22 protein-coding genes are annotated in these 24,104 nt (G+C 62.3%); 10 read left to right on the top strand and 12 right to left on the bottom strand.

The genetic code is table 11. The features are described 5' to 3' along the window. Positions 1-295: 295 nt before the first annotated feature. Positions 296-994 carry an alpha/beta hydrolase gene (locus ACIGJG_RS25445; protein ID WP_483673189.1) on the bottom strand — a complete coding sequence of 233 codons (699 nt, stop codon included), beginning with the start codon at positions 992-994 and terminating at the stop codon, positions 296-298. A gap of 216 nt (positions 995-1,210) precedes the next feature. Here ACIGJG_RS25445 and ACIGJG_RS25440 point away from each other — a divergent pair, with 216 nt between their 5' ends. Continuing rightward, positions 1,211-2,182 carry an AraC family transcriptional regulator gene (locus ACIGJG_RS25440; protein ID WP_483673187.1) on the top strand — a complete coding sequence of 324 codons (972 nt, stop codon included), beginning with the start codon at positions 1,211-1,213 and terminating at the stop codon, positions 2,180-2,182. A gap of 168 nt (positions 2,183-2,350) precedes the next feature. Here the strand turns inward: ACIGJG_RS25440 and ACIGJG_RS25435 are convergent, their stop codons facing one another. Further along, positions 2,351-3,652, bottom strand: coding sequence for a hypothetical protein (locus ACIGJG_RS25435; protein WP_483674041.1), 1,302 nt, complete (start codon positions 3,650-3,652; stop codon positions 2,351-2,353). A gap of 50 nt (positions 3,653-3,702) precedes the next feature. Then, positions 3,703-4,683 carry a Bug family tripartite tricarboxylate transporter substrate binding protein gene (locus tag ACIGJG_RS25430; RefSeq protein ID WP_483673185.1) on the bottom strand — a complete coding sequence of 327 codons (981 nt, stop codon included), beginning with the start codon at positions 4,681-4,683 and terminating at the stop codon, positions 3,703-3,705. A gap of 144 nt (positions 4,684-4,827) precedes the next feature. Between ACIGJG_RS25430 and ACIGJG_RS25425 the strand changes: the two genes are divergently transcribed. The 3 genes from ACIGJG_RS25425 (at position 4,828) to ACIGJG_RS25415 (ending at position 7,364) form a co-directional block, all read left to right on the top strand. Further along, the gene (locus tag ACIGJG_RS25425; protein WP_483673183.1) at positions 4,828-5,838 is read left to right on the top strand and encodes a LysR substrate-binding domain-containing protein; all 1,011 of its coding nucleotides are present in this window, start codon (positions 4,828-4,830) and stop codon (positions 5,836-5,838) included. A gap of 649 nt (positions 5,839-6,487) precedes the next feature. After that, entirely contained in the window at positions 6,488-7,015 is a 528-nt protein-coding gene (locus ACIGJG_RS25420; RefSeq protein ID WP_483673181.1) for a DUF4142 domain-containing protein, read from the top strand. Between the two features lie 19 nt (positions 7,016-7,034). Continuing rightward, complete coding sequence (locus tag ACIGJG_RS25415) at positions 7,035-7,364, top strand: cupredoxin domain-containing protein (protein WP_483673180.1); 330 nt, start codon at positions 7,035-7,037, stop codon at positions 7,362-7,364. A 65-nt stretch (positions 7,365-7,429) separates the two neighbouring features. On the opposite strand, the gene ACIGJG_RS25410 is transcribed toward ACIGJG_RS25415, so the two are convergent. Then, positions 7,430-7,624, bottom strand: a complete 195-nt coding sequence (locus ACIGJG_RS25410) for a hypothetical protein (RefSeq protein ID WP_041680253.1) — start codon at positions 7,622-7,624, stop codon at positions 7,430-7,432. 112 nt (positions 7,625-7,736) lie between these two features. After that, positions 7,737-9,068, bottom strand: a complete 1,332-nt coding sequence (gene phaZ, locus ACIGJG_RS25405) for a polyhydroxyalkanoate depolymerase (RefSeq protein WP_483673179.1) — start codon at positions 9,066-9,068, stop codon at positions 7,737-7,739. A 663-nt stretch (positions 9,069-9,731) separates the two neighbouring features. Between phaZ and ACIGJG_RS25400 the strand changes: the two genes are divergently transcribed. After that, the gene (locus ACIGJG_RS25400) at positions 9,732-11,270 is read left to right on the top strand and encodes a thymidine phosphorylase family protein (RefSeq protein ID WP_140951479.1); all 1,539 of its coding nucleotides are present in this window, start codon (positions 9,732-9,734) and stop codon (positions 11,268-11,270) included. 72 nt (positions 11,271-11,342) lie between these two features. Here the strand turns inward: ACIGJG_RS25400 and ACIGJG_RS25395 are convergent, their stop codons facing one another. From ACIGJG_RS25395 to ACIGJG_RS25375, 5 genes are all read right to left on the bottom strand, one after another. Continuing rightward, the gene (locus tag ACIGJG_RS25395; protein ID WP_235679733.1) at positions 11,343-12,242 is read right to left on the bottom strand and encodes a bestrophin-like domain; all 900 of its coding nucleotides are present in this window, start codon (positions 12,240-12,242) and stop codon (positions 11,343-11,345) included. Between the two features lie 96 nt (positions 12,243-12,338). Next, the gene (locus tag ACIGJG_RS25390; RefSeq protein WP_140951477.1) at positions 12,339-12,983 is read right to left on the bottom strand and encodes a hypothetical protein; all 645 of its coding nucleotides are present in this window, start codon (positions 12,981-12,983) and stop codon (positions 12,339-12,341) included. A 1-nt stretch (position 12,984) separates the two neighbouring features. Continuing rightward, on the bottom strand, positions 12,985-13,581 hold the full coding sequence (locus ACIGJG_RS25385; protein WP_235679749.1) for a hypothetical protein: 597 nt from the start codon (positions 13,579-13,581) through the stop codon (positions 12,985-12,987). A gap of 103 nt (positions 13,582-13,684) precedes the next feature. Continuing rightward, a complete protein-coding gene (locus ACIGJG_RS25380) occupies positions 13,685-14,146 on the bottom strand; it encodes a universal stress protein (protein ID WP_483673178.1) in 462 nt (153 codons plus the stop codon). Between the two features lie 60 nt (positions 14,147-14,206). Next, the gene (locus ACIGJG_RS25375) at positions 14,207-15,043 is read right to left on the bottom strand and encodes a universal stress protein (protein WP_011300823.1); all 837 of its coding nucleotides are present in this window, start codon (positions 15,041-15,043) and stop codon (positions 14,207-14,209) included. Between the two features lie 486 nt (positions 15,044-15,529). Between ACIGJG_RS25375 and ACIGJG_RS25370 the strand changes: the two genes are divergently transcribed. Then, positions 15,530-16,525, top strand: a complete 996-nt coding sequence (locus tag ACIGJG_RS25370; RefSeq protein ID WP_140951475.1) for a zinc-dependent alcohol dehydrogenase family protein — start codon at positions 15,530-15,532, stop codon at positions 16,523-16,525. A gap of 31 nt (positions 16,526-16,556) precedes the next feature. Here ACIGJG_RS25370 and ACIGJG_RS25365 read toward each other — a convergent pair whose 3' ends face one another. Further along, complete coding sequence (locus tag ACIGJG_RS25365) at positions 16,557-17,444, bottom strand: sensor domain-containing diguanylate cyclase (protein WP_483674040.1); 888 nt, start codon at positions 17,442-17,444, stop codon at positions 16,557-16,559. Positions 17,445-17,938: 494 nt separating this feature from the next. Between ACIGJG_RS25365 and ACIGJG_RS25360 the strand changes: the two genes are divergently transcribed. Next, complete coding sequence (locus ACIGJG_RS25360; RefSeq protein WP_483673177.1) at positions 17,939-19,741, top strand: sulfatase family protein; 1,803 nt, start codon at positions 17,939-17,941, stop codon at positions 19,739-19,741. A gap of 113 nt (positions 19,742-19,854) precedes the next feature. Here ACIGJG_RS25360 and ACIGJG_RS25355 read toward each other — a convergent pair whose 3' ends face one another. Next, positions 19,855-20,892 (bottom strand): AraC family transcriptional regulator, encoded by a 1,038-nt coding sequence (locus tag ACIGJG_RS25355; RefSeq protein ID WP_011300827.1) that lies wholly within the window; start codon positions 20,890-20,892, stop codon positions 19,855-19,857. Between the two features lie 166 nt (positions 20,893-21,058). On the opposite strand from ACIGJG_RS25355, the gene ACIGJG_RS25350 reads away from it, so the two are divergent. The 3 genes from ACIGJG_RS25350 to ACIGJG_RS25340 all read left to right on the top strand — a co-directional run bounded on the left by ACIGJG_RS25350 (position 21,059) and on the right by ACIGJG_RS25340 (position 23,937). Further along, on the top strand, positions 21,059-21,466 hold the full coding sequence (locus tag ACIGJG_RS25350) for a carboxymuconolactone decarboxylase family protein (protein ID WP_011300828.1): 408 nt from the start codon (positions 21,059-21,061) through the stop codon (positions 21,464-21,466). Between the two features lie 52 nt (positions 21,467-21,518). Beyond that, a complete protein-coding gene (locus ACIGJG_RS25345) occupies positions 21,519-22,574 on the top strand; it encodes a beta-keto acid cleavage family enzyme (protein ID WP_220630164.1) in 1,056 nt (351 codons plus the stop codon). Positions 22,575-22,665: 91 nt separating this feature from the next. Beyond that, positions 22,666-23,937 carry an MFS transporter gene (locus tag ACIGJG_RS25340; RefSeq protein ID WP_011300830.1) on the top strand — a complete coding sequence of 424 codons (1,272 nt, stop codon included), beginning with the start codon at positions 22,666-22,668 and terminating at the stop codon, positions 23,935-23,937. Positions 23,938-24,104: the final 167 nt, after the last annotated feature.

Here is a 24,104-nt window from a genome sequence, read left to right as displayed (position 1 = left end):
CTTCCCTCGGTGCCTGAATGGTGAGCGCGGTATCCATGGTTCGCTGCATGCCGATCCAGATCGTCTTGGCGCGGGGCAAGAACCGCCTGCATGGTCGAAGCGCCACGGCTATCGCACATGGATCGCGTGGAGCAGGCAGCCTTGGCGTTGTGCATGTCACTCATATCTCGATATCTCCATCGGACGACGGTTGCCATCGTGCCATTGCGCCGGACGCCATCAATCTTGGAGGCATACCTCGCCGTTGACGCCGTTCGGCACACTGCGCAGCCTGAGGGTGGCGGCGTTCAGGAAGCTATCCCTTGGACGCCTCGGTCGCCGCCTCGTCGATCAACGCTGCAACCTCCGCTGGCCTCGAAGCCAGCGAAGCATGGCTTGCCGCCAGAGTGATGACCTTCCGGGAGTTGAGCCGTGCCGACATCTTCAGTTGATTTTCAGGCGCGATCATTCCGTCTTCGCTGGAAATCTGGTACCAAGACGGCTTCTTCCTCCATGCTGCCGCCGTGATGGTGTCGCCAAAGGTACTGGCAAGCGGCGCCTTCTGCGTCGCCGCCATCACCAGCGCATCCTTGGCCGGCAGGTCCTGACAGAAGCTCTCATGGAATTTATCGGCTTTAAGCCAAAGGTAGCCGTCACTGTCTGGCACAAGGTTCGGCGCTGCCACAGGAAGATGCTGCTGCGTAATGCCGCCGGGGCTTTCCCCCGCGTCGGGTGCAAACGCCGCTATATAAACAAGCCCGATTACATTCGGCTGGTCACCGGCCTGCGTGATCACCGCGCCCCCGTAAGAATGTCCGACCAGTAGGACTGGGCCGGTTTGTTGGGCAATCATTTTGCGAGTACGCTCCGCATCGTCGGCAAGCGATGTCAACGGGAGCTCCACGGCGCGAAGGGAGGTATATCCCTTCCCTACCAGTTCAACAATGACCTTGCCCCAGTGCGCAGCTCCGCCCCAGAAGCCGTGCACCAACACAATGGTAGGCTGATTGCTCATGGCTGACTCCAATCTGTGAGTAGAAATTACTCGCCGAAATCTCCGAGACGTCGGAGTCCCTCGGCGGTTGAGAAAACGTTCCAATCGATGTCACCCAGACGGTGACTGACGACCCATCCGACAATGGGAGCAACGACACAGCGAAAGAGAGACACAAGCGGGAGCGCTGGCGTATGCTTCGATCGCCCATTATTGAGCTAATTTTGCTGGCACACCATGACCAAGACATCCAAATCTTTGCAGAGACGCCCAGCCAGTCGGTCCCTATTCACGGATGCCAGTCGTCCCGCCTCCGACGTTTTTCTGGAGGTCTTTAGCATTTCTCGCATGCGCGGTGAGCTTCTTGGTGAAACTGTTGTCCAATCCGGAGAGGAGCATTCATTTCCAACGGGCCAAGCATGCTTTCACATCATTCAGGACGGGCACTGTCAGTTGCGCCTGACCGGCAGCAGTGAAACTGTACGCTTGTCGCCGGGCGACATAGTTCTTCTCCCTCGTGCGCAAGGCCATCGCATTGAAGGCGCCGACGCTACGTTGACCCGCGAAAATCATCAGGGCTCCTCGCCCGCGCGTATTACGAGCGGCCTGTTCCAGTTTGAAGCGGCTGGAGGTCAGGCACTGATGCGCGGATTGCCAACCTTACTGCATGTGGCCTGCAGGGCGGATGAACCGTCTGACGCCATCGGCTCGCGGGAATGGGTGTCACTAACTATTGCAGCGATGCAGCAGGAGGTCGCGAGTCCTTCGATCGGAAGCGCCATTATGTTGTCCCGGATTATTGACCTGATGTTCATCTGGGCAATACGTCACTGGCTCTCGAGCGCCCCCAAGGAATCGACGGGTTGGATTGGAGCGCTGCGCGATCCCTTGATTGGCCATGCGCTTGCACTATTGCACGCCGAACCGGGATCCGACTGGACCGTCGACAAGCTGGCCGCCGCGGTCGACCAGTCGCGCTCCAACTTGTCGCGCAGGTTTGTGCAACTGGTCGGCGAGTCGCCGATGCGTTACCTGATCAATTGGCGAATGCAGCTTGCCTGCCAGCGGCTGTCAACCACTGGCCGGCGAATCTCGCAGATTGCAGAGGAGCTCGGCTATGACTCGGAGGCAGCGTTCAGTCGGGCTTTCCGGCGTGCGTTCTCGCTTGCGCCAACGGAGTATCGTTCACGCACTACAGGCAAAACATGATGACTTGCTGCGCGGGCGTACACCGATCCGTGCCTCGCAGGCAGTGTCGCCACTCATGCGGCAAGTTGAAGCGCACGGCGTGGACGTCCGCTGGAAGCGACCGGGATGGTCTTGATCAGTTCTACGGCACGTATTATCTGCCGCGGTACCTGAATGATCGGAGGCGCCTCACGGCGCATCGATCACCGGACTGACATCAAGCACGTACATCTGCCGGTTGCCATCGTGAATCGAATCAATGCAAACGGATTTGCCGTCACGGCTCCAGCGCGGGTGGAGATCGCAGCGGTTTTCCTTCTTCAGGTCCGGACTGGTGTAGAACGAGCCAATGTCGTAGCGCTCGCCGCGGCCGACGTGGTACAGGAACAGGATGCGCTCGTTGGTCTGCGCGTCAGGGTACGTATCGCTGAGCAGCCAGTCCGGATGCGTGCGCGAGAACGTCATGTGACCGTTCTCAGTCAGTAAGTCCGCGCCGATCACCGCGACATCGCCGCCGGCCCGGTCTTCGTACAGGTGGTAATGGATGCTGCCATTGTGCGGACCCCAGACAATGATGTGCCGATCGTCCTTCCACAGCGGATGCGAGATCTGGTACTCCGACTTCTCATAGTCGAACGTGCCTACCGCGCTCGGGTCGAAATCCTCGGCGAGTTGCGGCAGCGGATGGTCCGAGCACTCAAGCAGGCGCATGTCCGTGCCGTCCGGGTTGACGGTGATCAGCCGGTGCAGGAAGCAGGTCTCGTCCTCCACGCGCTCGGTCCACCGATGCAGGAACAGCACGCGCGACGAGGATGGACTGATCTCGATGTGGCTGACCCAGTGGATGGCCTTGTCCATCGACGGCACGGGATGGAAGTTGCGCAAGTCCGCATAGCTGACGATCAAGCGCGTGTGGCCACTCTCGAGATCCATGGCGTGGATACCGTCATGCGCTGGCGCCAGCGGCAGCGCCGGCCGTGCACGCAATGCGTCCTCGTCGCTGTAGCCGATCGTCTGGTGCGTCACGTACAGCCGTCGGTAATCCACGCACAGCGCGTAGCAGCTGTTCGGCGCGACGACATAGACGGGCATCGGCAGGTGGCGCGTGGCACCTGTGGCAACGTCGTGAATGGTAGAGCCCAGGCATGGATAGAACGCCGCCACATCGTCGTTGCTGCAGTTATAGATTAGCTGCCGCCCGGGTGCGCCATCGAGCCACTGCAGTTGCGCACCCATCTGCCAGTTCCACGCGGTGGTCTCGCCGACCTTGTGGAATCGGTCATTGTCCTGCGTGTCGAAAAAGCCGATCTCCGCCGCGAGCCCCGGATGCAGGTCCGCATCGGCCATCGGCACGCGCTGTGCGAGCGCATAGCGGTCGCCGCGGTCCCAGGTGCTCTTGTTGTAGTAGCCGAAGAAGTGGTGGCGCTCGCCGTCGCCGAGGCGTCGGCACGGCAGAGCCAGCTGCGTGATGACGTTGGGGAAATGAGGCATAGTCGGTGCTGCGGAGTGGAAGACGTGGGGGTTGAAGTCGGTGCTCAGGCTCATTCCGCCACCAGCCGGGCTTTCCTGATGACGTCATCCCAGCGCGTCTTCTCGCCGGCAATGAATTTTGTGGCGGCGTCGCGGGTATTGCCGACCGGCGTCATGCCCTGCTCGGCCAGCCCGCTGCGGAATTCCTGCGAGGCGACGATCGAGCGGATATCTGCATTGAGCTTGTCCGCGATTGCGTCGGGCACTTTGGCACCTACCGCGATCGTCGTCCACGACGTCGCGACAAAGCCGGGCACGCCGGCTTCCGCCGCCGTGGGCACCTGCGGCAATGCCGGCAACCGCGTCTTGCCGGTGACGGCGAGCGCGCGCAGCTTGCCCGTGCGGATATAGCCAAGCGTGGTCGGCGGGTTCTCGAACATCATATCGATCTGCCCGCCGAGCAGGTCGGCCATGGCTGCCGAACTGCCCTTGTACGGCACGTGCGTCAGCGAAGCGCCAGTGGTGACGCGGAACAGCTCGCCAATCATGTGCACCGACGAACCCACGCCGGCCGACCCGAACGTCATGCCTTGGGGGCGCTTGCCAGCAGCCTCGACAAGCTGCCTGAGGCTGGTCACCTGGATCTGCGGATTCACCACCACGACGTGCGGCATCTCGGCGAGCACCGTGATTACCTTGAGGTCCGTGGCGGGGTTGTAGTTAAGCTTCGGATACGTCCCATAGGTCGCGTGCAGGCCGATCGAGCCAAGCAATAACGTATAGCCGTCCGCCGGCGCATCCGCGACGGCCTTGCCGCCGATATGGCCTCCAGCGCCGGGGCGGTTCTCGACCACCACAGGCTGGCCGTACACCTTGCCGAGCCTGTCGGCCAGCATGCGCGCCTGCAGGTCCGAACTGCCGCCCGCGCTGAACGGCACGATCAGGCGCAGCGCGTGATCCGGGTAGACCGCGTTGGCGGCAAACGATGCGGTGCCGGCAAGCAGCGCGGTCAGCAGGGTCAGGCAGCGCGAAAGCGTCGGCTTGCGTGGCATGCAATGTCTCCGTGGGGAACAGGCGGTCGGCCTTTGAATGGATGCTAGTTTAGGTGGGTCCTACCATGCTGAAAAATGCAATTATGCGTGGAGGCTATGCAATCCTGATATACACTGGGCGCCCCCCATCGGACGCTCATTCGTATGCCGCGCACGCCAACCTTTCGCGAAATCGAGGCATTCCGCGCCGTCATGCTGACTGGCACGACCACGGCGGCAGCGGCCATGCTGCACACCACCCAGCCCTCGGTGAGCCGGCTGCTCGCACAAATGCAGTCCGGAACGGCACTGAAGCTGTTCGATATGGGCAAGGGGCGGTTAAGGCCGACGCCGGAAGCGCAGCGGCTGTTCGAAACGGTGCAGAACCACTTTCAGGGACTCGCGCGCATCGCGCAGGAAGTCGACCTGCTGCGACGCTCGGGAACGGGGCTGCTGCGCCTGGGCTGCACGCCGGCGCTCGGGCTCGGGCTCATGCCGGGCATCGTGGCGCGCTTCGCGGCGCTGCATCCCGATGTGCATGTCGACCTGCAGACTATGGGAAGCCACCAGCTCAGCGAAGGACTGCTGCACGGCCGCTTCGACCTGGTGCTGGTCACGGGGCGACTCGACCATCCGCAGTTCGATATCGAGGTCATGGGCCAGACGCGCGCGGTTTGCGTGATCCACCCGGACCATCCGCTCGCCTCGCGGCGGCGGCTGCATGCTTCCGAGCTCGCGGCGCAGCGTCTGCTGACGCTCAATGCCGACGATGAACTGTCCGTCGCGCTCTGGCAGGCATTGCGAGAAGCCGGCGCGGAACCAGCCGCAACGCTGCAGACGACCTACTCCGGGACGATTTGCGGCCTGGCAGCGGAAGGCGCGGGCATTGGTATCGTCAATCCGTATGCCGCGCGCGTGTTCGCTCATGCGTTGCGGGTCGTGCCACTTCTGCCGGCGTGCCTCATCGAGATCAGAATGGCCCGCGCGAGCCATCTTCCACATTCGACCGTCGCAGAAGCGTTTGCCAATGTTGTGTCAGAAGAGCTGCGTCCTGGGCGCCCGATACGACACGATGGAAAACCAAGACAAAGCCAAGCTGGTGTACCACCCGCCGAGGGATGGAACACGCCAGGGGTGGCGGAGTCGCGGGTGGCTCAGAAGTTGCCGCAGTGGTAGTCGGTGTCGGTCAACTCGGTGATGCGCTTGGAACGTCCGCTAGTGCCAACTGAATATGGAAGGCTCAGTAATCAGTCGCACTGTTTGGAAGGCTTCCAGCCAAGGCTCCCTTGAGATCCGTCAGTTCGCTCCTCAAAAAAAAGCATTTGAATTCAAAAACTTACAGCAACGGTCAAAAATTTGGTCACTTTATCCTTGAATGATGCAAGTTCGGACACTAATTGGCTAAACGCGCCGCCAAAGCAGCGCCTTATGACTGTCATCTTGGCCAATCCTTGGCCAAGAATTGATTGAAATCGCGGTCATGAATCGCCGAATTTCCCACCGCCTCCCATTCCAAGCGAGCCTCTCCCCAAAGTGATGCCAGACATTCGTTTTCGCGCCTCTGTCACCTTTTTGGCGCCTCGCCTGTCTAATACGCAGGAACGCAAATGGAGTGGCCATCCCCGATATGCATACCCAGACACCCATGTCTGCGGCCGTTGCCCGCACAGATGCCGATGATCGCCGCTGCCGTCGCCGGCGATGCTTCGGCCTTCGAGGTCATCATGCGGCGACGTCACAGCCAGGGGGTGGTCCGCCCCCATTGATCGCGACGTCATTCGGCATGCGTGTTTATCCATGACTCACCAAACGAAGAGGAACCATCATGAAGATCGCCAGCATTCTAGTCACGGGCATGCTCGCCGTTGCCACCAATGCCGCCATGGCGCAGGGCGCCGCACCCAACGATGCCCAGATCGCCTCCATCGTCGTCACGGCAAACCAGGTCGACATCGATGCGGGGAAACTTGCCGAGGCCAAAGCCTCGAACAAGGACGTGAAGGCGTTCGGCAAGCAAATGGTCACGGACCATACGGGCGTTAACAAATCGGCCACCGCTCTGGTCAAGAAACTGAATGTCACGCCAGAAGACAATCCCACCAGCCAGAGCCTCAAGGCCGGCGGCGACAAGAACATTCAGAATCTGAAGAGCCTGAAGGGTGCGCAATTTGATAGCGCCTACGTCGATAACGAGGTCACGTACCACCAGGCAGTGCTGGATGCCATGGACAAGACGCTCATTCCGAACGCCAAGAACGAGGAACTCAAGGCCTTGCTGGTAAAGGTGCGTCCGGCTTTCGTCGCGCATCTTGAGCATGCAAAGCATATCCAGGACGAACTGGACAAGAAGTAAGCCTTCCAGAACTCAGGCCATGCGAAGCTCGTATATTCCCCTGCTCGTGACATTGGGATTGATGCTCGCCGGGCCAGCCCAGCCTGTGAGCGCCAGGCCGGCGACCCACACCATCACGATGGACGCTACGGCGTACTCGCCCCCGGAACTGGCCGTCAACATGGGCGACACCGTTGTCTGGGTCAATAACGACCCATTCCCCCATACGGTGACGTCCCAAGCCGGCCGGTTCGACTCGAAGAGCATTGCGCCGGGAGAATCTTGGCGATACAAGGCAACCCGGAAAGGGGAATATCCCTACATCTGCACGCTGCATCCGACGATGAAGGGGATGTTGCGGGTCAAGTAGACGGCCATGGCACCCCGAAACCCTGCGGACCGCGGACGCTGGCCGCCGTCCTGGTTCAGGTTGCGTCAGGAGCCTGTCGTCCGCCGTTGACGATAGACGGTCACGCCGCCCTCTTCGCGCGCGGCCAGCACATTGCGGGCGCCGCAGATCGGGCAGCGGAACAACGGGCCCTGGCCCTCGTTGACGACAACCACTTCGGTGGACTCCCAGCGGGTTCCGCAGGACTGGTTCTGGCAGGTGTAGTAGATAGGCTTTTTCATTTGGGCGGATCGTAGCACGAGACGACGAGCTTGAAGGATTCGGAAGGCAGTGCCAATGGGCCTGCCTCGACCCTCTCCGCAAGAGCCTCTCTTCACGTCAGGATCGCCGGTGTCACGCCGGCGCGTTAAGCCAGCTCCGTAGCATGGGATAAACGCGGCTTCGCCACACCGGGCCGGAAAACAACCCATAGTGATCACAACCCGGAACGGTGACTTGCGTACACAACCGTCGTTCCAGACCACGGCACAGCGTCTGCGCGGCGTGGGTCTGCCCGGCGCCGGTGATCGTATCGAGCTGCCCTTCAACCGTCAGTAGCCGTGTTGTCCGCATGGCTGCCGGATCCACCGGCATTCCTCCGACGTACCACGACCCACGTGGCAACAGGTGCTCGCGGAAGACGATGCGCATGGTATCGAGCACGAATTCAACCGGCATGTCCATCATCGCCACATACCCCGCTACGGCTGCATGGCGCAGATCTGCCTGCGCCCGGGACCCCGGCCATGGCCCCTGAAGCGCAGCGAACACCATCGCCGAAAGGCGCTCCGGCTGGCCACATGCCAGCGTGGGCAATTGCAGAAAGCCCGGATACACGATACGTCCCGCGCCGCGATATTCGTGCGGCACGGCGCCTGTGCAGTGGGCGAGAAACACTGGCAGCGGCATCATGGCCGCGATGTCGCCGAGTCTGGTCGGGTGAAGCCTTGCATCCAGCGGGCCGCCCATCAGTACCAGCGCCCTCACTTCCGGCGCATCTCCGGATGCCAGGCGAGAAACGGCCGCAATGCACGGAATGGTCGCCTGGCAGATCGCCACCACATCAAGGCGCGCCGGATCGAGCAGCGTCATGAACTGCTCGAGCAGCAATACGCAGTCTGCCAGGCCGAAGTGGCCGGCTTCGCGCGGTACGTCCCGTGCATCAATCCAGTCGGTGACATAGACGTCCGCGTCAAGCAGCATGGATTCGATGGCGTCGCGAACCACGACTGCCCGGTGCCCGGCAAGCGGTGCGCACAACATCCGGCGTACGCCGTGACCGTCGCCCACCGAGAAGCGCAGCAAACGGCAGAACGGGGTCTCGGCAACGACGGTCGTTGTCACCGGCACGTGTTTGCCGTCCTGGCAGACAGTGTCCAGATGGTATGACGGCGGCCCGAACTGGCGCATCGACCTCTGGAACAGTTCGTAGGCGTAGGCGAACTGCGCGCCGCACATGGCCGACAAGAATGTCCCCATCGGCGCCCACGCCGCCGCCGAAAAGTTATCCAGACTGCCCATTGAGGAATTCATGCTGTGGCTGCCAGAGGGAATCCGGCCGCTAATCTGTTTGTGTCGGATGCCGTCGACCATTACGCGAAAATGCCTTGGTGTCTCCAGGCATCTCATTGAAGTGGTCGCGCCTGACATCAAGATAATCGACAGATGCGGCCCCGCGTGCGGCAACGCAATATCGTTCCGAGCGACTGCGTTTCGCCCCACTTCTCCTCGCCGAGTCAGCCTTGACGGCGCTGACAGCAAGGGCGCTATGGGCCCCTTCCCGCTTGCGCTGCAGCGAAATGGCGAACAAACCATGCGGCTGCAAGCTTTGCCGCCCGGCTCCTCGAACATGTGGGTCGCCCCAGGCACCACATCCAGCCGCTTCTCACAAGAGATCCACGCCGCTGCGCGGGCGCTGAGGTTGACAACGACAGGATCGGCTTCCCCCTACGATCATCCGCAGCGGAGAAGCCAGGCGGCAGAGCGCGTCAACACCGGCCAGGTCAACACGTCCGCCTCTGGACACCACGGCGTCGATACGTGTTCGTCTGCACTGTCAGGGAAACCTGACAAGGCGCGCGGCAAGCCTGACAGCAGGCTCAGCCCAGCCTGATTTCGAAATGCACGGTCAATGACGATACTGGGCACATGAGCGCGCACAATCATTGAGGCAGGTCGGCAGCTAGCTGGGCATGAGCCTGAAAACCGAGAGCCGGACGCTGTCCCGCTTCCAGCAGGAGGGACTGAATCGGGTACAGGGCAAACATATCGAACGCCTGGATCGAGCTGCCCTATCTGCGATAGGTACATGCCTTCACACGTCCGATGCCGATCGGAGGGGAAAGCGCAATGCAGGCAAACGAGCTGAAACTTGCTGCCGGGGAAGGTCAGGGATCCGAGCCGCTGATTTTCAAACCCCTCGGCATCGATACCTGGCAGGAGCATGTCATCTATCTACACCCGGACTGCCCCGTGTGCCGCGCCGAAGGCTTTGCTGCGCAAGCACGGGTACAGGTGCGGATCGGCGACGCAAGCCTCATTGCCACGCTGAACCTGGTCGGTGCGCCATTGCTCGATACCGGAGAGGCAAGCCTTTCGGCCAGCGCTGCACAGGCACTGGAGGCTCGCGCCGGCGATGTCGTGGCCGTCAGTCACGCGCCGGCCCTGGAATCCGTACGCGCCTTGCGTGCGAAGATCTACGGCCGCCGGCTCGACGGCGCCCAGATCGATTCCATCATCAGCGATATCTCGGCGGGGCGGTACCCGGATGTGTATATCTCCGCGTTCCTTGCCGCATGTGCAGATGGCCGCATGAACCGGCGGGAAACCGTGGACCTCACACGTGCCATGGTGCACTCGGGCGAGCGGCTGTCATGGAGCCACGCCGTCGTTGCCGACAAGCACTGCGTCGGCGGCCTGCCCGGCAACCGGACCACACCCATTGTCGTGGCAATAGCGGCGGCAGGAGGCCTGGTCTTGCCGAAGACGTCTTCCCGGGCGATCACCTCTCCAGCCGGTACCGCAGACACGATGGAGACATTGACCCGCGTGGCGCTCAGTGCGGCGGAACTGCGCCACGTCGTGGAGCGAGTCGGGGCGTCGCTGGTCTGGGGTGGCGCACTGAACCTGAGTCCCGCCGACGATATCCTGATCCGCGTGGAACGCGCGCTTGATATCGACAGCGACGCGCAGCTTGTTGCCTCCATCCTGTCCAAGAAGGTTGCGGCAGGCTCGACGCACATCCTGATCGATGTGCCGGTTGGTCCCACAGCCAAGGTGCGCGAGGACAGGGACCTGGAGCGGCTCGAAGCCGCGATGCGGCATGTGGCGGAGGCGTTCGGCCTGCACATCCTCATGGTTCGGACCGACGGCACCCAGCCGGTCGGCAGGGGCATTGGCCCCGCGCTGGAGGCGCGCGACATCCTGGCGGTACTCCAGCGCACGGTGGCGGCGCCGCCCGACCTGCGCGAGCGCTCGGTCATGCTCGCCGGCGCGCTGCTGGAGTTCTGTGGCGCGGCACCCAGGGGCGCTGGCGAAAAAGCCGCTGGCCAGCTACTCGACAGTGGCGCGGCCTGGCGCAAGTTCCAGGCGATTTGCGAAGCGCAGGGCGGCTTGCGCGTGCCGGGCGAAGCCATTTTTCGCCGCGACATCGTCGCTCCCCACGCGGGGAAGGTAATCGCCATCGACAACCGCCACATTGCCCGCACCGCAAAGCTGGCCGGCGCCCCGATGCGGCAGGTCGCGGGCCTTGAGATGCGGGTACGGGTCAACGACGAAGTCCGGGCCGGTCAACCACTGTTCACGGTCCATGCCCAGGCCTCCGGCGAACTGGACTACTCGTGCAGCTACGCGCTGGCGCACCCTGCGGTCTCTATCGAGCCGCACTGAACGCCGCAGCCGGCTTCGTCCGACATGTACATGCTCTCGTTTCCGCTGTAAGTCGATATCAACGTCGTGCCTTCACCTTGGATCCATGAAGCTTGCGGGGCCGGCAGGCACTGAAGCCGCCAGGCGCATGAGGTTGTACGGCTCGACGCGGATCAATCCGCCACGTGGGCTGTCGATGTCGGCAATCAGCGCGAACGAAACGCCAACCACCATGGGCAATACCAGCAGCAGGTAGCGCGCCGATTCGGCCTTGCGCAGGCCGTATCCCACCAGGGCATTGCTGCACACCGCCACGACCAGCATCAGCATCCAGGCAGAGTTCGGGATCCGGTTCCACCACGACGACTGGGTGTAGCCTTCCGCATTCAGGACCTCATTCATCCCCGCCACAGTCAGACCCACGATAACGTTCGGATTGGCTGCGGCGTTGCGTTCCACCACCGCCCACAGCCTGGCATGCAAAGCCGCTGTCGCGACGTCAGTCTTCTTCAGGCTGGCCGCATCATGGTTCGTATAGAAGTCCAGCCGACACCGGAGGTACTCGCGAAGCAGCGCGCGCGCAGCCTCCGCATCGGCCGCCGGCAACAGTCCCGCGCGGACATACTCCGTACCGATGGCGTTTGCCTCTGCCTCTTCGTAAAGCTTGCGCTGGTCGTAGCGGCTGACCGCCATGGCAAAGCAGAAGCCGATCAGCAAACCGAGCAGCGTGAGCACGGCGGCCTGAATCACGCCTACGTCCTGCCGCGCATCGGCAGATGGACTCCTTGGACCGCGGATGGCCTTGGCGCCGATCCTCTCAGCCAGCCATAACAGGCCGAAGGTGACGACGAAAACCAGAACGGGGTAGTCCTTGATGGTGGTATCCATGGTTTGTTCGTCGTTATTCACTCTGCGTAAATGCGCGGATGCGCCGACGGGCAGATGATCGTCGGACATTCCGTAAAGACACCCCTGCCGCAGTGCGCATGGCAAGAAGGGCCTCCGCCCTTCCAAATGACATGGGTCTTCACACAGCGTAGGAGAGCGCAGAAGGCGGCCGTTGACGCAGCGCAAGCCCGGCAAAGCGGGCTAGAAGCGGAACGCGAGCGACAGCATCACGACCTGAGCTTCGGCGCCGGGATTGAACCAGTAGACGCCCGCCGTACAGTTACGCACGGTCAACTGGACGAGCCCTCCGGGCCGGATGTCCCTGTCGCCGCCATAGATCCGTGTGCGCTGCATGACGATACCGAGCCGTATCCACTCGACGGGTCGATAGGCCAGTTCGCTCCAGGCATAGAGATAGCCGGAACGGCCAGCATGGGCAGGCAGGTACTCCGCTTCCAGGTAATAGTCCAGCTTGCCCGCGGCTACGCTCGCCTCGAGGCCGGCGATGGGTCCGTGTGCCTCCCCGGCGACCGCGCCGATAATGGGCGTGGCGCTCACACGAAGCTTTTCGCCTCCCGAGAACGTCCAGCCAATGAATGCCGACTGCGAGTGCATGGCTTCATAGTTGGCCCTCGCCTCGAGGTGAAGCTGGCCGTGGTCTGCACTGAATATGCCGCTGGCGTAGCTCGCGCCCTCGCGAGGCATGTTCCAGTAGGCCGCTGCGGAGTAGGTCCACGGATCAGGCGTATCCCAACCGCTAGCCAGCCCGGGAGATGGGCCTGGCGTCTGGGCCCGTAATGCTGCCGCGGCGAACAGGGCCAGCAGCGGCAGTGGGGAGGTCCGCACTTCAGCCGCCCAGCGCGATGATCGCAATGGTCAGGGCCACGCCCAGAGCCGTCATGCCCAATCCGGCCGGCATGGCCCCGAACCCTGCGTAATGACCGAGCGCCGCGCCGCCAAAAAACAGCATGCCAAGCGTCAACACACGCGAGACCAGCAACGCACTCGGCACATCGCTCATCAGCACGAAAGGCAGTGCCACGGGAAACGTGCTCAACACCACGATGCAGAAGATGTGCACGGCCCCGCGCAGGTCGGCCCAATACAGCCGCGGGCGCGCCGGCAGGCCAGCGGCGGCCAGCCTCGCGCGAATGGCGTCCAGCTCCGCGTCTGCTACCAGTGCCTTCATGCCCGGTGGAAGCGCGTCGCGAATGAGGCGGATGCCGGTCGGCCGGTCGGACGCATGCTTGATGGCCATGGCGAGCGTAAGCCGCTGCCCTCTTCCGGCGATCGTCCGTACGAGATACATGACTGCATCCACCAGCCCCCACGCCAGGTTGCAGCCCAGCGCGGCATGCAGCATGGTCCTGCTCGCGCCGGCGCCGGCACTCGCCGACGAGACCGCGCCGACAAACGTCAGGGCCATGAACAAACCAAAGCACATCTCGGAAACGCGGTCCACCACATCGAGCACCGCGCCCCGGCTTTCGCCCCGGTCTGCCAGTACCTCCACCCTGCCGACCGTGCTGGCTGCGCCCGGACTGGAATCAGGAGGCCGCACCGCCATGTCCGCCTGCCTTGACCAGCAATACGGGCAAGCTGCCGTGGCGCAGCAGGCTTTCCGCGACGCTACCCATCAATACCCGACCGATGCCCGAGCGGCCATGTGTACCCGCTACCACGATCTGGGCGCCGCGCTCTTCAGCAATCTGCTGAACCTGCTTGCCGAGATCGCCAAGCTCGAGGATCTGGTCGACGAGGATTGCCTGGCTGCGCACCTGCTGCGCTTCGGCTTTCGCCTGCGCCTCGGCCAGAAGCTTGTGCCCTGCCCGGACCAGACCTGCACGCACGTCCGGCTCTTCGTATCCGCCATCGACGATATGCACGATGTCCAGCTCGGCATCGCTCGCCGCGGCCAGCCCAATAGCTTCCGCCAGGCCAAGATCGCCGCACTGGCTTCCGTCTATCGCCACCAGAATCCTTGTGTACATTGCCTTCTCCTGCTGCATGCCCGAACCGCAAGGCGCCATCACCGGGACATTCGCCGGTCCAATATCCGGATCCGGATTTCAATGCGAGAACAATACGGGCACCGTCATGGAAGACAGCAGCGTGCGCGTGACGCCTCCGAGCACAAGCTCCCGCATGCGCCCATGGCCGTATGCACCCATCACGATCAGGTCAGCATCGAAATCGGCGGCACGGGACAACAGCAATTCCCCGATGGTCAGGTCGGAACCGCCCGGGCCGTGCTCGACCTCCACCGTCACACCGTGTCGTTCCAGGACGCGCACCGCATGGGCGACCGGCGTGGCGTCCGGACGTGCTTCCTTGGCAGCAGTCTGGGCGCACAGTATGCGTGCCGTCGCTCCGCCAATGAGCGGCAGCGCATCATGCAAGGCCCGTGCCGCTTCGCGGCTGCCATTCCATGCCACCATCACCCGCGCCCCTGTTGTCTTGAACTGCCCGTCACACGGAACGACGAGTACCGGCCGTCCGCTTTCCAGCAGCAACGCTTCGAGCACCTGCGTGGCAAGCGGGCCTTCTTCGCCATTGGCGTCATACTGGCCCGCGACGATCAGGCCGGCTTCGCGCGACTCCCTCAGCACCGTGGAAAGGACGTCGTGCTCCGCTGCCCGCCATTCCACGCCAGCGCCAAGATCCTTTGTCGTTTCCAGGAACTGATGACGAGTACGCTCCCCGATCAACCGGCGCCGCTGCCTGTCCCTTTCGATATAGTCGGCGGCGTTGTCCATCAGGTAGAACCATGCGGGATCGGGAATGAAGCTGCCCAGGAGGCCGATCAACGGACAATCATGGGAACTCGCCAGCTGGGTCGCCAGCGCCAGCCGAGTTGTCATATGCCTGCTGCGATCCAGATGCACCAGAATGCTGCTGTAGTTCATGCTCGTTCCTTATCCTGAGGGTCGAACGACAATCAAAGGCCCTGGCCTGCAAAACGGTGAGCCGTACCCCGCGACTTCTATCGCATAGACAGTTACCGATGCAGCGGCCCTTCCTTGTGTGGCACCGCCATCTGACGACTACCTGCTTTATCAAAAGTAGGTGCTGAAGCGGTGATCGCCTTGCGGTAGAGCAACTTCGATCGATGTTTCGCCATGGTGACGTCTGATCAAGACCTAGAAGACTTCAGGTGCGGTCCACGTTGCACCACCCGTCCACAGCTCATTGATCTGCAGCAACCGGGCCTGGAAGCTTTGTCATAGCCTGTATCCAAAGTCGAAGCATTCGGAGGCAGCGCTCCTTGTTGCCTTTTCGATTCCCGAGTATTGCGATGACCACGGCCTCTATGTCTGTCACGCCTGCGACGGTTTCACGGCTGCATTCCGGCGGCCGCGCTTTGTTTTTGAAAACCTGACGAAGGAGGCATCATGAACGCGACGATGCGTGCAATGGTTTTCGACGGCGGGAGTCCAATCCTAGCTGACCGCCGGGTGCCAGTGCCGGTCCCGGGAGCCGGTGAAGTGCGAATCCGCGTGGCGGCGTGCGGCGTGTGCCGTACGGACCTGCATGTGGTGGATGGAGACCTCTCCTTGCCCAAGCCCGCGCTGATCCCGGGCCATGAAATCGTTGGTCGCGTCGATGCGCTCGGCGCCGGTGTCGTTGGACTGTCAATCGGCGCGCGGGTCGGCGTGCCATGGCTGGGGCACACCTGCGGGCAGTGCCGCTTCTGCCTGAGCGGGCGGGAGAACCTTTGCGATGCACCCCAGTTCCACGGCTATACCCGTGACGGCGGATATGCCGAGTACGTGGTCGCCGATGCCAGCTATTGCTTTCGCATTCCCGAAACGTATGACGACGAGCATGCAGCGCCGCTGCTCTGCGCCGGCCTCATCGGCTTCCGGACACTGCGCTCGGCTGGGGATGCACAACGTATCGGCATCTACGGATTTGGCGCCGCCGCACATATCGTGACGCAAATCGCGGTGGCGCAAGGCCGGACCGTCTACGCCTTCACGCGGCCCGGGGACCAAGCCGCCCAGACTTTGGCCACGGATGTCGGGGCTGCCTGGGCGGGCAGCAGTCAGGACAAGGCACCCGCCACGTTGGACGCTGCCTTGATCTTTGCCCCCGACGGCGCCCTCGTGCCTGCAGCGCTGGCGGCTGTCGACAAGGGTGGCACTGTGGTCTGCGGGGGCATTCACATGAGCGACATTCCTTCCTTCCCGTATCGACTGTTATGGGAGGAACGGCGGATCGTCTCCGTAGCGAACCTGACGCGTGCCGACGGCCACGGCCTGATGGAAGCGGCAGCCACGTGGCCATTGCATATTCGTACCACGTCCTATCCTCTTTCCAGTGCCAATGCGGCGTTGGATGACCTGCGCGCTGGCCGTCTGGCCGGGGCGGCGGTGCTCCGCGTGTGACGGCTTCTTCCGACTGGATTGGCCGCGGCTTTCAGGTACTCGGGTGGGGATCCCCGACCATCGCCGCCTGGCCATGCGCTTGGCGCGGCATGATCGTGTTACGACCAGCAGCCTTTGCCTGGTAGAGACGGCGGTCGGCCTGGCGCAGAAGCTGTTCAGAAGATTCCGCGCGAGCATTCTTGCCGTCAAAAGTCGCCACCCCAATACTCACGCTCAGCGGAACAGGCCGCGCGCCCATACTTGTCAACTCCGTTGCCATCACTGCTGCGCGAATGTTCTCCGCAATCCTGATTGCCCCGTTCATGTCCGTGCTTGTCAGCAACACAGAGAACTCTTCGCCACCATAACGGCCAACGAAATCTGCCGGGCGACGGATATTCTTGGTAATGCATTGCGCAATCGCCTTTAGCGCTTCATCACCAATAGCATGGCCGTGCCGGTCATTGAGCGCTTTGAAGTTGTCGGCATCGAGCATCAGTACGGACAGGTTCCTGCCGTCCCGGCTGGCCCGCTTCCACTCTGTCTCCAGCGTCGAACTCAGGACGCGGCGGTTGCCGACCCCGGTCAGGCTATCCGTCGTAGCAAGCAGGTGAAGCCGGTTCTCCATTTCGAGCCGCTTCCGGAACAGCCTCGCAAACATCACCGACATCCAGATAATCAGCACATCAAGCACCGTCACAACGCCACCGATAGCCCAGGCACGCTGCGTCCATTGCGCGTAGATGTCCTGGATTGCGAGGCCCACAACAATGATCAATGGATACTTTCCGATACGCCTGAAACTGTAGAGGCGCTGCGCGCCATCCAGCGTCGCGGTGCCAATGTAGGAACCATTGTCGGACTGGATGAGCGGCTCGAACGACGGGGCACCGGCAATGCTCTGACCGATATCCTCACGCTTGTAGGGACGCCGCATCAGTACCGTTCCGTCACCAGACGCATTTCATAAAGGGCGACTGCGGCAACGCATGCCATGGTCACGGCGGCAACACTCGCCCCCACAATGAACAACGGCGGGCCTCACTCAAAGCATGGTCTTATAAAACAGGGGGTCATTTTGCGTGGAAGGGGCTTTTAAGGCATCGGAACAGGGAAACTCCGCCAAAAAAATGCCGTTATGCAACATAGGCATCCCGCAGCAAGCGAGTGACAAAGCACACACCTGGAGCCAGGCAGGCATCACAGGGATAGGTAAATCTGGCCGCTAAAGCCGATAGCCCTTGGCAACCACATTGCGGCGCGGCTCGCGTTTCGTGCTCAGTGCGATGGCCAACATTCCGTGCGCCGCGGCATTCGAACGCCGGCTTGTTGACCCGGAATGATATTGATAGGCTCCATTGGCGTGCTTGGGCGAAATGTAGGTCGTAATCCGGAAGTCCCCCCAAGCGGGATGCTATCGATGGGGAAATCGAGATGGAAGACGACAAAAGTCCCGAACTGGCGCTGACTCGGCGCGACTTTCTGCGCGCTGCCGGCCTGGGCGCCGCGGCGTTTGGCCTTGGCGGGGCCCACAACGCCCAGGCTGCAGCGCCCGGTACAGATAGCGCCGGGCCGTCCACCGCAAGCCATGCGGCAGGTCCGTACAACATTCTTCTTATCGTTGTCGATCAGGAGCGTCGTTTTCGGCCGGGAGAACTGCCGGTGGGCTACAGCCTGCCGGCACATGAACGCTTGATGAAGCGTGGCACGACCTTCCTGAACCACCAGATCAACTCGTGCGTCTGCACGCCGTCGCGGTCTGTACTCTATACGGGCCAGCACATCCAGCAGACGCGGATGTTCGACAACACCAATTTTCCGTGGATCACCAGCATGTCGACCGACATACCGACGCTTGGTGACATGCTTCGCGACGCAGGCTACTACACCGCGTACAAAGGCAAATGGCATCTCACCAAGGAGTTCGAGACCGTTAACAAGCTTGGCACGCCAACGAAGATATTTACCGCGGAAATGGAGGCCTATGGCTTCTCGGACTACATCGGGATTGGCGATATCATCGCCCACACGAGTGGCGGCTACCTGCACGACGGGGTAATTGCCGCCATGGGGACGAGCTGGCTGCGCGGGAAAGGCCGTGATCTTGCGGCCCAGGGCAAGCCATGGTTTCTGGCGATGAACCTCGTCAACCCGCATGACGTGATGTTCTACGACACCGACGCACCCGGAACCAAAGTTCAGGCAACACGCGGCCTTGCGCATGTCGCCCGCGATCCGGCCGACCCGCTATATGCAAAGCAGTGGAATTTCACGCTTCCGGCCAGCCACGCACAGCCGCTCGACGCACCCGGGCGTCCGCCCGCCCACCGGGACTTCCTGCGCTCGCACGACGCTATGGTCGGCGCCATTCCTAACGAGGAGGCGCGCTGGCGGCGGCGCCACAACTATTACCTGAACTGCATGCGCGACGTCGATCGCAATATCGCGTCTGTACTGGCCGAACTCGACGCGGCCGGCCTCACCGACAAGACCATCGTGATCCTGACGTCCGACCACGGCGACATGGATGGGGCCCACCAGCTCCACGCCAAGGGGGCTGTCTCGTATCGCGAGCAGAACAACGTACCGCTGATCATCTCCCATCCGGCCTATCCGGGCGGCAGGCAATGCCGCGCCGTCACCTCGCACCTGGACATCGCGCCGACCCTGGTTGCAATGAGTGGCGTGAATGCCGACAAACGCGCGACGCTGGTCAAGGGCCTTGCAGGCAAGGATTTTTCAGGCCTGCTAAGCGCCCCGGAAAAAGCTGACGCGAATGCGATTCGCGACGGCGCGCTGTTCTGCTACAACATGCTGGCCTACCTCGACGGCGACTTCCTCTACAAGGCCGTGGACTACCTGCAAAAGGGCGGCAAGCCAGACCAGTTCAAGAGCACAGGCGTGCGGCCCGACCTGATGAAGCGCGGCGCCGTGCGTTCGGTGTTCGATGGACGCTACACCTTTGCCCGCTACTTCTCGCCAAAGCAGCATAACCGGCCCAGGACATTGGAGGAACTCGACCAGTTCAATGACGTGGAGTTGTATGACGTGCAGACCGACCCGTTCGAAATGCACAATCTGGCCGCCGACAGCCGATACCGCGAGCTTGTCGTCGCCATGAACGAGAAGCTGAATCGCCTGATCGATGCGGAGGTCGGCGAAGACCGCGGGCAGATGCTTCCTGGCGGCATCGATGCAGGATGGGAAGTCACACCGGAAACCATGGCCGGAGCGTGATGTGTCAGGCGGCCACCGGCGGGAGGGTCGCCTGTCAGGCAAGGAGACGCTGTTCGTCCGTGGCGTATGGACGGTCGAACGTCGGCTCTGCTCAGCATGGGCCGCACGCTCGTTCAATGCGATCGCCCGGCTCCCTCCTTCTTGACGGCTTTGGCAAAGCCCTTGGCTCTCCATTTTGAAACGCTGCAACCAAAGTGCCCGCCAAACCAGCGGGAGAAAGCGCTGAGCGAGCCAAAGCCCAACAGCGTTGCAACCTCCGACAGCGGGCGTTCACGATTCTCGAGGTAACGAGTCGCCAGATCAACGCGCGTCGCGGTGACGATCGCAGAGAACGTCTCGTCATAGTTGGCAAGGCGACGCTGCACGGTGCGGACATCCACGCCCATGTGCTGAGCTACCCGCTCGATCGTGCAGGCACCCGACGGCAATAAGGCAAGAACGAGCCGCCTCACCTTGTCCGAGATGGTCGCGTCGGACTGGGCAAGCATCGTATCGAGGTACTGCTGCACCTGCCTTGCCATGGTCGGATCGTAGGATGGCAGCGGAACTTCCAGATCCGACGCCACGCAGATGATGCCGTCGAACTCCTGGTTGAAGAGGACGGGCATGCCAAACAGACGCAAGTACATCGCCGTGCTGCCCGGCGCTGCGTGGGAAAAGCAGATGCTGCGGGGCCTCCACTTTGGACCGAGGACCAGGGCCAGCACGCGGTACAGAACGCCCACCACCAGGTCGGTGGACTGGCGCAGCGATCCGGCAACGCCCGTCAGCGCTTCCTGCCTGAGCATGACGAGGCCTTCCGCTTCCTCGATACGCATGGCAATCGCTTCATTCTGCAGGCGCAGATAACGGGCCATCGATTCGAGCGCACGACGCAATGTGGGCTCCTGCCGCATGGCAAATGCCAGCGGTCCAAGGTTCGAAAGCTGGCGTGTCTCGGCCATGCGCAAGCCAAAGTCCTGGATTCCCGCAGCGTTCGCCGAGGACTCCAGCAGCCGGCTGACAGCCTGGGCCGGAATGCGGATGTCGGGATCGAGCAGAACGGATCGGCTGATCCGCGCAGCGCGCAATTGCTGGTAAGGATCAAGCCCGACGGCGCGCGCGACTTCGACATAGTTCGTGAGTGCGGCACTGCGCAACTGATAGGCCATCGGCACGTCTCCGTCTCTCGCCCCAGATGTCGTCAATTGTAAAATTGATGCCGTATTTGGTCAAATTCATTCCTGCCAATAATCCAGACTTCAGGGGTCGCGATTGAACGTGTCCAGGGCATGAGCGGCACAAATAAGCGGCACAAAACTTGAGAGGAGTCGACCCATGAAGAATGAGCCCAAGACCAGCGCAACGCCTGTCTGCGATCAGTTGCGGACAAGCGGAACCTGGAACCCCGCCTGGGACCCCATTGCCGAACTGGACCCGATCTGGGCCGAGAAATTCATGGCGATGGGCATGCACCCCGTCCTGCCAGGTGTGCTCGAACCGAAGGTGCTGGAGTTCCTCGCCATTGCGGTGGACGCATCCTGCACGCACATGTACGCGCCCGGCACCCGGCGCCACATCCGCAAGGCCCTCGAACTAGGCGCCACCAAGGAAGAGATTGTCGCCGTGCTGCAAGCGGTCAGCGTGCTGGGGATTCACAGCATCAGTCTGGGTGCGCCGATTCTTCTGGAAGAGATGGCGGCCCTTGAGCAGGAAAAGCGCGTCGCCGACCGGCAAGCCGCCTGAATGCCGCCCAACACCAAGACCTACCCTCAGCCTTCAAACCAAGGAGACAAGCATGCACTTCCTCGATGACTCACTGCTGCCCGAAAACCAGGAAAAGCTCGTGATCCAGGTTGCGCCATATGGGCCGCAATGGCTGCCGGGCGACTCGGACGATATCCCTGTCACCATGGACGAGCAGGTGCAGAAGGCCGTCGATTGTTACAACGCCGGCGCTACGGTGCTGCACGTGCACGTGCGCGAGGCCGATGGCAAAGGCAGCAAGCGCCTGTCCATGTTCAATGAAATGCTGGCACGCCTGCGCGAAGCCGTGCCCGGGATGGTGCTGCAGGTGGGCGGCTCGATCTCGTTTGCGCCGGAAAACGATAACCAGGCAGCAAAGTGGCTGAACGACGATACGCGTCATATGCTGGCCGAACTAAGCCCGCGCCCCGATCAGGTGACTGTGGCCATCAACACCAGCCAGATGAACGTGATGGAACTGATGACCGAAGCGGACGTGGCGGGTACTTCGCTCGCCAATCCCGCCCTCCAGGCCGCGTACCGCGACATGATCGTGCCATCCAATCCGTCCTGGCATGTTGAACACATCAAGCGGCTCGTTGCGAATGGCATCCAGCCCCACTTCATGCTCGGCAACCTGACACAACTGGAAACGGTTGAGCGCCTGATCCGTCGAGGCGTGTACACCGGCCCTCTCGTTCTGAACTACGTGGCGATCGGTGGCGGCGCCGCCGGCCTGCACCCCGCCGACATGGTCGAATTCGCACGCCGTACCCCGGACGGCGCCGTGTTGACGGTGGAGACACTGAACCGGAACGTCGTGCCACTGAACACGATGGCCATCGCGATGGGCCTGCACGTGCGAGTCGGCATTGAAGACACGCTCTACGGGCCGGACGGCAAGCGCGCGACGTCGGTGCAGCAGATCGAAAAGATGGTGAACATCGCTCGCGAACTGAACCGTGAAATCGCCAGCGGCACGGACGCGCACCGGATCTACCAGACCGGCACTCGCTGGAGCAGCACGGAAGAGACGCTGAATCGGCTCGGCATGGTGCCTAACCGGCAGCCGGAGCAGCGTGGTGTGCCACCGCGCAAGGCAGCCTGACCGGCACGACTCGTGCAACCTCGCGGCAACGCACCGCAGGTTGCCCTGGACGCGCCGTTGTGCGCGCCGAAGCAAACAAGTGGAGACAACGATGTCGTGGAAAGACCGCCCCTCTGCCGTGCTCACCGGCCTGCTCGCGATCCACCTGCTGGCGCATATCGACAGAAATATGCTGCTGGGTTTCTCGCCGCAGATCACCACTGACCTGGCGCTCAGCAATGCGCAATATGGCTTCCTGGTTGGCGCAGTCTGGGTGCTCAGCTTTGGCGTCATGGCGTTGTTCATGGGTGCGCTTGCCGACCGGTTCAGCCGTACGCGCGTCATCGCTGCGGGCGTGCTCGTGTGGAGTGCCTGCACATGGGCATCGGGCCATGCGGAAAGCTTCGAGCAAATGGTCATGGCGCGTTTCTTCGTTGCGAGCGGCGAAGCCGCCCTGGTGCCCGCCGCCGTCGGCTTGCTGGCAGAGTTGTTTTCGGAGAAGCGCCGCAGCTCAGCCATGGGTGTGTTCTTCATGGGCATCCCAATGGGAATCGGTTGCAGCTTCCTGCTGGCCGGCACGCTCGGCGCATCGCACGGCTGGCGCAACACCTTCTACGTGCTGGGCGCCATCGGCGTGGGCATTGCCATCGTGCTGGCGTTCCTGAAAGACGAGCGCGATCAACAGGCACATCAGGAGCGCGGCGCGCCTTTCGTGCGACAAGTGGCCAGTATCATGGCCGTCTTGCGCGAACGCCCTTCGCTGCGCCTCATCATCGCCGGCTTCGTGCTCGTACACATGCTCTTCGCCGGGCTCGCGTTCACGCAACTGTGGCTGGCAAGGGAGCGGGGCATGGATGCTACCGGTATCGCCACGAACATCGGCATGCTGCAACTCCTGTTCGGCACGCTTGGCTCCGTGGTGGGTGGTGTGCTGGGCGACCGGTTGGGCCGCCGCCTGCCGGGTTCGCAGGCGACATTGATGGCCCTGCTCGTCGCGCTTTGCTCGGCGCCGATGATTGCCTACCGCTTCGCCGCCCCTGGCTCCGTCATCTTCTATGTCGGGATGTGTGCGGGCTTCTTCCTGCCGCTGGCACTGTATGGTCCTGTGAACGCAGCGATCGTGAGCATGGTTCCGCAGCAGACCCGATCGACCATCTCGGGCTTCTCGATGCTCTGCATCAACGTGTTTGCGATCGCCATCGGCAATCTGGCGGTTGGCTGGGCGATCGACGACTTCGGTGCGCGCGGCATGCCAATGCCCATCACTCATATCTTGCTGGCAACCGACGTACTCGGGATCAGTTCAGCGTTGCTCTTCGCGTTTGCCGCGCGCGCTTCGAGCCGGCAGCACATTTCTGGCAGCACTGTGAAATGGGTGCAATGAGGAACACTGAAGACGGACGATCCACGACTGCCTCGGATTGTGCGGACAGGGTATTAGGCGACATCACGCGGCCTATCGGGCGCCATCTCCTGCCTCGCCTCTAAGCGTATGGAACGGCCGCCTGATGGCCGTTCAATTTCACCAGTGAAATCTTGCATTTCATTAGC

The sequence above is a fragment of the Cupriavidus sp. C1SS-2L genome, assembly GCF_057073735.1.
This window is presented reverse-complemented; position numbering and strand designations above follow the sequence as displayed.